The following is a 7,418-nucleotide window of genomic DNA, read 5'->3' as shown; positions in this document are numbered from 1 at the left end:
CCGCGCGACGAGCGTGATCCGTTGGGTGGTCAGGAAGGGCGGCAGTCCGAACCGCTGGCTGGCCGCCCTCGTGGCCAGGAAGCCGAAGATGGTCGCGGCGCCGCCAATGTCTCTCGGACTCTGTGTGGATGGCTCCCGCGGGGCAAAGGCGTTGTTCGGTGGGTGGGTCTGGTCGGTTGCGGCCAAGTGTGTGGCGTCTGATCTGCAGCGGATGCGCTGCGCGCCCTGATGAACTCCGCCGGCGCTCGGATCCCGATCAATGGCACGCACTCCAAGGTGCTCCGGTCCGAACAGGGTGTCCCGATTGCCGTTTCGCCGTCCTGTCGCCATCACCTCACGTCGTGCCGGAGGCACGCCTTCGGCGTGACGCGCCTAACCGTCTCGGAGACGGCCCACGCGGGCGTGTCTCGTCAGGCCGGGTCGGCCCGGTAGCTCTCGCCCGTCCGGATGAGCGCCCACACCACCCGTGCCATGCGATTGGCCAGGGCGATGGCGACCCCCTTCACGGGCTTTCTCTGCAGCATGCCCCACAGCCAGTCGTCCTCGGGCCGGCCCCGGCGCCGCGCCGCGATCGTTCGCCATCGGTCTCGAACGCATGGCGACGCGATGGCTCACCACGGCTCCCAGGAAGAGCAGGCGTCGCAGGTACCTGTTCCCGGCCTTGGAGATCCGCCCGAGCCGCTCCTTGCCGCCGCTCGAGGGGGGCTTCGGCGTGAGGCCGAGCCAGGCGGAATAGTCCCGTGCCGAGCGGAACGCCGCTACGTCGGGCGTGGTGACGGCGAACGCGCTGGAGGCGATCGGGCCGAGGCCGGGGATCGTGGCGAGACGGCGGGCGAGCGGGTCGGTCTTCTGGGCAGCCTCGATGCGCTTCGTGACCGTCTCGATCCTCTCGCGCAACTCGCGGAGCTGGTCGGCCAGAATGTCGAGGGCCGGCCGCGCCGCCTCGGGTGCATGCTCGGCCGCTTCCAGCAACCGATCGACGTTGTGGATGCCCTTGGCAACGACGATCCCGAACTCGGCCAGATGCGCGCGGATCGTGTTCACGGTCTGGGTCTGCTGCCGAATGAGGAAATCCTTGGCCTTGTGGTCGAGGAGGGCGGCCTGCGCCTCGGCCGACTTCACAGGGACGAACCGCATCGTAGGCCGGGCGACAGCTTCGCAGATCGCCTCGGCGTCGGCCCGGACTGTCTTGCCCCGTTTGACGTAGGGCTTCACGTAGGGTTCGAGCGTGAAGCGATCGATCCAGTGGATCGATCGTAGCGATGAACGGCATCAGGCGCACCTCGTGGCCGAGCGCGGAGAGCTCCCGCGCCCAGTGATGCGCGCCCGCGCAAGCCTCCATGCCGACCAAGCAGGGCTCGAGGCGCGCAAAGAAGGCCAGCACCTGCGCGCGGCGCAGCTGCCGGCGCAGCTGCCGGCGCAGCACGGCCGTGCCGTCGGCGCACACCCCGTGTACCTGAAAGACAGACTTCGCCAGATCGAGGCCGATGGTGGTAGGCTGGTCCATGGATGGCTCCCTTCGGTGGATGGTCCAACAACACCCACGGTGGCACATCGCGACGCCGGGCGCGGGAGCCATCCACCCCATCAATGGCGCGACATGGCTCATCGTCGATGATGGTCGCGTCCACCAGCGTCCCCGAACGCAGCGTGATCCCCTGGTCGGCCAGGTGGCCGTTGACCTCGGCGAACAGCTGTTCCGTCAGCGCGTGCTTCTCCAGAAGGTGGCGGAAGTTGAGGATCGCGTCCTCCGGGCTTACGCGGCGCCACTGGCGCCACGGTCCCTTCGGACCGTCCGGGATCCGGTCGTCGCCCAACTCGATGCCCGCGAAGTGCCGCATGGCGTCGCTGTCGTAGAGCATCTCCTCCGCCATCGGGTCGCTCAGGGCATACCACTGCTGGAGGAAGTACACCCGCAGCATCGTCTCCAGCGGCATCGGCGGGCGCCCGCCCTTCGGCCCGGCCTTCGGGTAGTGCGGCGCGACCAGCGCGAGGAGCCGGGTCCAGGGTACCACCGCCTCCATCTCGGCGAGGAACTTCTCCCGCCGCGTCTGCTTCTTCTTCATCGCGTTGCGGAGGCCGGGAAAGGCGGGCTGCCTGGGCATCGGGGAGCGTCCTTCGTGGTCCCGCCCAGTCTACCCCAAGCCGATCAGAGAGCGAGGTTTTTCAGACGCTCCTTTGTTAGATGCCCACCACACGCACCATTCGGCCCGGCAGAGCATCGACACCGGGGCAGGCACGGGCACTGCAGCGGCGCGGCGGCGCTTGCGCAAGTCGTCGGAGCGCGGCATGACTGACGGCATGTTCGTCGGCCTCGATCTGGGCACCAGCGGCCTGAAGGGTGTCGTGATGGACGCGACCCAAACGGTCGTGGCCTCGGCCACTGCGCCGCTCGCCGTCTCTCGCCCGAACGACGGCTGGTCCGAGCAGGCGCCCGACGACTGGATCGGCGCCGCCGAGGAGGTCATGGGCGCGCTCTCGGCAGACACGGATCTGTCGCGCGTGCAGGGTATCGGCCTGTCCGGCCAGATGCACGGCGCCACCGTGCTCGACGGGTCCGACCGCCCGCTGCGCCCGGCGATCCTGTGGAACGACACGCGCGCAGCCGCGGAGGCGGCCGAACTCGACGCCGACCCGGCGTTCCGCGCCGTCACCGGCAACATCGTCTTTCCCGGCTTCACCGCGCCCAAGCTCGTCTGGATGGCCCGCCACGAGCCCGGCCTGTTCGACCGCGTGGCGAAGATACTTCTGCCGAAGGACTACCTGAGGCTCTGGCTGACCGGCGAGCATGTCTCGGAGATGTCGGATGCCGCCGGCACGAGCTGGCTCGACACCGGCGCCCGCGACTGGTCCGACACGCTGCTGGCCAGAACCGGGCTCTCCCGCGCGCACATGCCCCGCCTCGTGGAGGGATCGGCCCCCTCGGGCCTGCTGCGCCCCGCGCTTGCCGAGCGGTGGGGGATGCCCGCCACCACGGTTGTGGCCGGCGGCGGCGGCGACAACGCCGCCTCTGCCATCGGCGCGGGCATCGTCGCGCCGGGCCAGGGCTTTGTCTCGCTCGGCACGTCCGGGGTCTTGTTCGTCGCCACGGACGGCTTCCGCGCGGCGCCCGACACCGCGGTGCACGCCTTCTGCCACGCCCTGCCCCGGGGATGGCACCAGATGGGGGTGATCCTCGCCGCGACCGACGCGCTCAACTGGTTCGCGCGGCTTCTGGGGCAGGATGCGGCAACGCTGACCGCCGCGCTCGGGCCGCTCGAGGCGCCCGGACGCACCCGCTTCCTGCCCTATCTCGGCGGCGAGCGGACACCGCTCAACGACGCGGACATCCGCGGTGCATTTCTCGGGCTCGATCACGCCACCGACGCCCGGGCAGCCACGAGGGCCGTGCTCGAAGGCGTGGCCTTCGCGCTCGCCGATTGCGAGGATGCGCTGCGCGCGACGGGAACGCGGCTCGAGAGCCTTCTCGCCCTCGGCGGCGGCTCACGATCGGAGTACTGGGTGGCGGCGCTCGCCGCCGCGCTGGACCTGCCCATAGACATCCCCGCCGACGGGGAGTTCGGCGCCGCCTTCGGCGCCGCACGCCTCGGCATGATGGCCGCGACAGGGGCAGGCGCCGAGATCGCCACCCGCCCGCCCATCGAGCGCACGATCAAGCCGCAGCCGGCCCTCGTCGACGCCTTCGCCGAGGGGCACGCCCGCTACATCGAGGCCCGCGACGCGCTGTCCCGCCTGGCCTGAACCGCCACGGATCGCGCAACTCCGGGGTTTCGTACGATATACCGCCGCCTCCCGGCACCGGGCGCGACCGGGCCTCGACGAGCGTGTGACCGGTATCGGCGTCGGCAACGGGGGTGCGGCGGAACCTCTTACGAGAGTCCGGGACAGGGCCGCGCCGGCCCCGCTCAGACGAAGCGGTTGACGTAGGCCTCGAGAATCTCCTGCCGTCCGGAGCGCGGCTCGGGTGCGATCCCCTCGTCGAGCACCCGCTTCTGGATCGCGGCAAGATCGCCTTGCAGCATCGCCTGCGCCTCGGGCCGCGACCAGCCGGCGTAGCGCTCGCGCAGCGCCTGCTCCAGCCCGCCGTCCTCGAGCATCGCCGCGGCGGCCTTCAGTGCCCGAGCGCAGACGTCCATCGCCCCGACATGGGCGGCGACGAGATCCTGCGGGTCGATCGACTGGCGGCGGAGCTTGGCGTCGAAATTGGTGCCCCCGGTCCCGAAACCGCCCCCCTTGAGGATGTGGTAATAGGCGAGCGCCACCTCGGGGACGTTGTTGGGGAACTGGTCGGTATCCCAGCCCGACTGGTAGTCGTTGCGGTTCATGTCGATCGAGCCGAACATACCCTCGGCCACCGCCAGCGCGATCTCGTGCTCGAAGGAGTGGCCGGCGAGCACGGCGTGACCGCACTCGATGTTGATCTTCACCTCGCTCTCCAGCCCGTGCTTGCGCAGGAAGCCGGCGGTCGTGGCCACGTCGTAGTCGTACTGGTGCTTGGTGGGCTCCTGCGGCTTCGGCTCGATCAGGATCGTGCCCTGGAATCCGATCTTGTGCTTGTAGTCGACGACCATGTGGAGAAACCGCGCGAGGTGGTCGAGTTCCTGCTCGAGATCGGTGTTGAGCAGCGTCTCGTAGCCCTCGCGCCCGCCCCAGAGCACGTAGTTCTGCCCGCCGAGCTTGTGGGTCGCGTCCATGCAGCCCTTCACCGTGGCGGCGGCGAAGGCGAAGACGTCGGGGTCGGGGTTGGTGGCCGCGCCGCTCATGAAGCGGCGATGGGTAAAGAGGTTGGCCGTGCCCCAGAGCAGGCCCGTCCCCGTCTCTTCCATTTTCGGCCCGAAATAGTCGGTGATCTCGTCAAGACCGGCGAGGTTGCCGGCATAGTCGCCCGTCTCGGGGCGCACGTCTGCGTCGTGGAAGCAGAAGAAGGGCTGGCCCAGCAGGGCGAACATCTCGAAGGCGACATCGGCCTTCATCCTTGCCCGCCCCATCTCGTCCTGCGGGTGCCAGGGCCGGACGAATGTCGGCCCGCCGAAGGGATCGTTGCCCTCCCAGGCGAAGGAGTGCCAGTACGCGACGGCGAAGCGCAGGTGATCCTCGAGCCGTCGGCCCATCACGCGCGCCTCCGGATCGTAATGACGGAAGGAAAGCGGGTCGGTGCTCTCCGGCCCCGCGTAGCGGACGGGAGCGATCCCGTCGAAGAATCCCGTGCTCATGGTCTGCCCCTCAATGCACCGCTGCGCCCAGCACCTCTTCCGCGCCACCGGGCTCCCCCGGCTTCTTGCCGGCGATGATCATGCCGAGCAGGTCGTCCTCGCTGGCCTCGTGCACGTCGACGGTGCCCACGAGGCGCCCGTTCTTCATCACGCTGGCGCGGTCGCACAGCGCCTTCACCTGGTGGATGTCGTGGTCGATCAGGAAGATGCCGAGGCCCTGCCGCTTCAGCTCGTCGATCAGTTCGGCCACCATGCGCGTCTCTTCCACGCCCAGCGCCGCCGTCGGCTCGTCCATGATCAGGATCTCGGCGTTGAAATAGACGGCCCGCGCGATGGCCACCGACTGCCGCTGGCCGCCCGACAGCGCCTTGACCGGCGCCGAGTAGCGGCGGAAGTTCGGGTTGAGCCGCGACATGATCTTGCGCGTCTCCGCCTCCATGCGCGCGTCGTCGACCAGACCCGTGGGGGTGACGAGTTCGCGGCCGAGGAAGAGGTTCGCGGCGGCGTCGAGGTTGTCGGCCAGCGCGAGATACTGGTAGATCGTCTCGATCCGGTAGCGGCGCGCGTCGCGCGGGTTGTTGATCACCGCGCGCTCGCCCTTGACGTAGATCTCGCCGCCGTCGCGCGGCAGCGCGCCCGAGAGCATCTTCATCAGCACCGACTTGCCCGCGCCGTTGTGGCCGAGCACGCCCACCACCTCGCCCGGGTAGAGGTCGATCGACACGTGGTCGACGGCGTGGATGCCGCCGAACGACTTCTGCATGTCGCGCAACTCGATGAGCGGGGTTCCTGTGCGGTCGATGTCGGGGCGGTCGATGTCGGGGCGGTCGTTGCTCATGTCCGGTCTCCCGTGCGGCGGCGGTAGATGATGTCGATCAGAACGGCCAGCACCAGCACCGCGCCCACCACGATGTTCTGCAGCGGCGCGTCGACGCCCACCATCGCCATGCCAGATTGCAGCGACTGCATGATGAGCGCGCCGAGGATCGCGCCGTAGATCGTGCCGATCCCCCCCGACAACGCGGTGCCCCCGATCACCGCCGCCGCGATCACGCGCAACTCGTCGAGCGTGCCGATGTCGTTGGAATGGAAGGTCAGGCGCGACGAGGCGACGACGGCCGAGATGGCGCAGAGCACGCCCATGATCGCGAAGACCTTGACCGTCAGCATCCGCGTGTCGATGCCGGCCAGCTGCGCCGCCTCGGGGTTGCCGCCCGCGGCGAAGATGTAGCGCCCCAGCCGCGTGCGCTGCGCCACGACCGTCATCACGATCGCGACGAGGATCAGCAGCACCACCGAGATCGGCAGGCCGTAGCCCTGGGTGAAGCCCTCGGGCATCGCCTCGCCGCGGTCCTCGAACATCCGCTCGAGCCGAGCCTGCGGGATCTCGTAGCTGTTGAGGAGCCACACGAAGCCGAGAATCGCCACCGCGATCACGGCCGCGATCACCGCCTCGGCCCAGAGCGGCTTGACGGGGAAGTCGTGGCGCACCTTGTTGCGGCGCGAATTCCAAAGCGCCCAGAGCGCGGCGGCCACGGCGAGCCCGCCCACGACCCAGCTCCATGTCTCGCCGAGGGTGCCGTTGATCCCGCCGAAAAGCTGGAAATTCTCGTCGAGCGGGCCGATCGTCTGGCCGCGCGTCAGGTACCACGCCACGTTGCGCCACACGAGCAGGCCGCCCAGGGTGACGATGAAGGCGGGGATGCCCAGATACCCCACGAGCCATCCGTGGAAGGCCCCGATCACCGCCCCCGTCAGAATGCCCACGGCGATGGCGATGGGCGCGGTCGCGGGATGGTTCAGGCCGAGGCCCAGCCATTCGGGCGTCACCACGGTCTGCGTCATCGCCATCATGGCCGAGCAGGTGGCGAGCAGAGAGCCCACCGACAGGTCGATGTGGCGCAGCACGATGACGAAGACCATGCCGGTCGCCATCAGCGCCACGCTCACCGTCTGGATCGTCAGGTTGAAGACGTTGCGCGGGGTCAGGAACCGCCCCTCGGTGACGAAGTGGAAGGTCAGCGCGAGGATGGCGAAGGCGCCGATCATGCCGAGCAGGCGTGTGTCGAGCTCGAACTGGTCGAAGAACGAGCGCTGCCGGGTCGGAGCCTGTGGGCTGGCCGCGTCAGTCATCGGGGCTTCCTCGTCATGGCCCGCGTGCGCGCCGGCGGGCGGATAGCACGGGCCGCCCGCGCACAGCTTGTA

At 69.4% G+C, this 7,418-nt stretch carries 5 protein-coding genes and 2 pseudogenes; 1 reads left to right on the top strand and 6 read right to left on the bottom strand.

Annotated elements, in window-relative coordinates:
• The 3 genes and pseudogenes from DLJ49_RS22450 to DLJ49_RS11740 all read right to left on the bottom strand — a co-directional run.
• Positions 1 to 186 (bottom strand): hypothetical protein (locus DLJ49_RS22450; protein ID WP_233488966.1); only part of this gene is annotated, 186 nt, incomplete at its 3' end.
• A 224-nt stretch (positions 187 to 410) separates the two neighbouring features.
• Positions 411 to 1,507, bottom strand: a pseudogene (locus DLJ49_RS11745) (IS110 family transposase).
• Positions 1,508 to 1,613: 106 nt separating this feature from the next.
• Positions 1,614 to 2,105: pseudogene (locus DLJ49_RS11740) on the bottom strand (transposase); the annotation flags it as partial.
• Between the two features lie 196 nt (positions 2,106 to 2,301).
• Here DLJ49_RS11740 and xylB point away from each other — a divergent pair.
• A complete protein-coding gene (gene xylB / locus DLJ49_RS11735) occupies positions 2,302 to 3,741 on the top strand; it encodes a xylulokinase (protein WP_115393747.1) in 1,440 nt (479 codons plus the stop codon).
• A 164-nt stretch (positions 3,742 to 3,905) separates the two neighbouring features.
• Here xylB and xylA read toward each other — a convergent pair whose 3' ends face one another.
• From xylA to DLJ49_RS11720, 3 genes are read right to left on the bottom strand one after another with little or no spacing between them, the layout of a single operon-like run.
• Positions 3,906 to 5,213, bottom strand: coding sequence for a xylose isomerase (gene xylA, locus DLJ49_RS11730; protein WP_115393741.1), 1,308 nt, complete (start codon positions 5,211 to 5,213; stop codon positions 3,906 to 3,908).
• Positions 5,214 to 5,223: 10 nt separating this feature from the next.
• The gene (locus tag DLJ49_RS11725; protein ID WP_115393740.1) at positions 5,224 to 6,051 is read right to left on the bottom strand and encodes an ATP-binding cassette domain-containing protein; all 828 of its coding nucleotides are present in this window, start codon (positions 6,049 to 6,051) and stop codon (positions 5,224 to 5,226) included.
• Positions 6,048 to 7,346 carry a sugar ABC transporter permease gene (locus DLJ49_RS11720; RefSeq protein WP_115393739.1) on the bottom strand — a complete coding sequence of 433 codons (1,299 nt, stop codon included), beginning with the start codon at positions 7,344 to 7,346 and terminating at the stop codon, positions 6,048 to 6,050. The genes DLJ49_RS11725 and DLJ49_RS11720 overlap by 4 nt, the downstream gene beginning before the upstream one ends.
• Positions 7,347 to 7,418: the final 72 nt, after the last annotated feature.

Source organism: Rhodovulum sp. 12E13 (assembly GCF_003340565.1).
In the GTDB taxonomy this organism is placed as follows: Bacteria; Pseudomonadota; Alphaproteobacteria; order Rhodobacterales; family Rhodobacteraceae; genus HLUCCA09.
Note: the sequence above shows the minus strand (reverse complement) of the source record. Positions and strands in the feature narration are given on the sequence as shown.